Below are 1359 nucleotides of genomic sequence, written 5' to 3' on the forward strand. Positions count from 1 at the left end.
ACATGGACCCATCTATGCTTTACGCTTCACCTGAGCGTATCCGTGAAGAAGTAGCGGGTATCCTAGAAGGTTTTGGTGATGCTGGTACAGGTCACGTATTCAACCTAGGTCATGGCATCCACCTAGATGTGCCGCCAGAAAACGCGGGTGTGTTTGTTGAAGCGGTACATGAGCTATCTAAGCCTTACCACAAATAATCTCGATTTATTGAAATCCAATACCGGCCATCAGTGCCGGTATTTTTTTACCTGAAATTTGAATTGTACAGCTTAGTAAGTATTTGGCCTGTTATGATCTAATTACTGACTAAGCTGTACAACAAATATTTAAGTCATTTATAAACAATGACTTAAACTTATGTTGTTTGTGTTTCAATTTTCTTGTTCAGATTAACTAGCAATTAGATCATCGGTAACTCAAAGCATCGAGTGAACGCGCTGTTGGATATAGGGAACGACTTCCGACTCAAACCATGGATTCTTCTTTAACCACAGCGTATTGCGTGGGGAAGGGTGTGGTAGAGGAATAAACTCAGGTTCCCAATCTTGCCATTGCTGAACGGTTTGCGTGAGAGTTTTGGGCTTGTTGGTGAGGTAGTACTGCTGAGAGTACTGACCAATAAGCAGAGTCAACTCTATATTGGGGAGCTGTTCGAGAATCTTTTTGTGCCACGTAGGAGCACACTCTTTTCTCGGTGGTAGATCTCCCGAGTTACCTTTACCTGGATAACAGAATCCCATCGGTACAATGGCAATTTTATTCGGGTCATAGAACACGTCTTTGTCGATATCAAGCCATTGGCGCAGTCGGTCACCACTTGGATCATTCCAAGGTATCGAAGTGCTGTGGACTTTTGTTCCTGGCGCTTGGCCAATAATCAGAATGCGTGCGTTTTTACCGGCTTGAACCACAGGGTTGGCTCCGAGAGGTAAACTCTCAGCGCAGATCTGGCACGCGCGCACTTGTTGGAGTAGATTCTCTAGAGACATCTATCTTTAATACCCTTTCTCGAAATCCACTTGATTGTTTAATGAGAAACCATCGCGCCAAAGTCGGTAATTGTCGGCAAAAATGTCGACCACCTGTTCAGGAAAGCTCAATGCGGCGATGTGTGGCGTGATGGTCACTTGCGGTAACTTCCAAAACGGATGCGCTGGTGGCAATGGTTCTTGCTCAAACACGTCCAAGAAAGCGTGTTCTACCCAGCGATTCTTGATGGCGAGCAACAAACTGGCTTCATCCAACACATCTCCTCTACCTACATTGAATAATAAAGCTTGGTTGAGATGTTGAAGTGTTTCACGGTTGAGCAAGGCACGAGTATTAGGTGTGCTCGGCAACGTATTAACGACAATATCT

Annotated in this window: 3 protein-coding genes; 1 reads left to right on the forward strand and 2 read right to left on the reverse strand. The window is 44.8% G+C overall.

Annotation, left to right across the window (positions count from 1 at the left end):
• A partial coding sequence (locus R7Q47_RS24695) for a uroporphyrinogen decarboxylase family protein (protein WP_318089898.1) occupies positions 1-197 on the forward strand: 197 nt, incomplete at its 5' end.
• A 219-nt stretch (positions 198-416) separates the two neighbouring features.
• Here the strand turns inward: R7Q47_RS24695 and R7Q47_RS24700 are convergent.
• Complete coding sequence (locus tag R7Q47_RS24700; protein WP_015297453.1) at positions 417-989, reverse strand: uracil-DNA glycosylase family protein; 573 nt, start codon at positions 987-989, stop codon at positions 417-419.
• Between the two features lie 6 nt (positions 990-995).
• The coding region (locus R7Q47_RS24705; RefSeq protein WP_318089903.1) for an NAD(P)-dependent oxidoreductase at positions 996-1359 on the reverse strand (364 nt) is incomplete at its 5' end.

The organism is Vibrio sp. Vb0349, from assembly GCF_033338975.1.

Bases quoted from the DNA above. Each gene is read 5' to 3' on its own strand.
- R7Q47_RS24700 (WP_015297453.1), bottom strand. From the start codon at position 989: ATGTCTCTAGAGAATCTACTCCAACAAGTGCGCGCGTGCCAGATCTGC.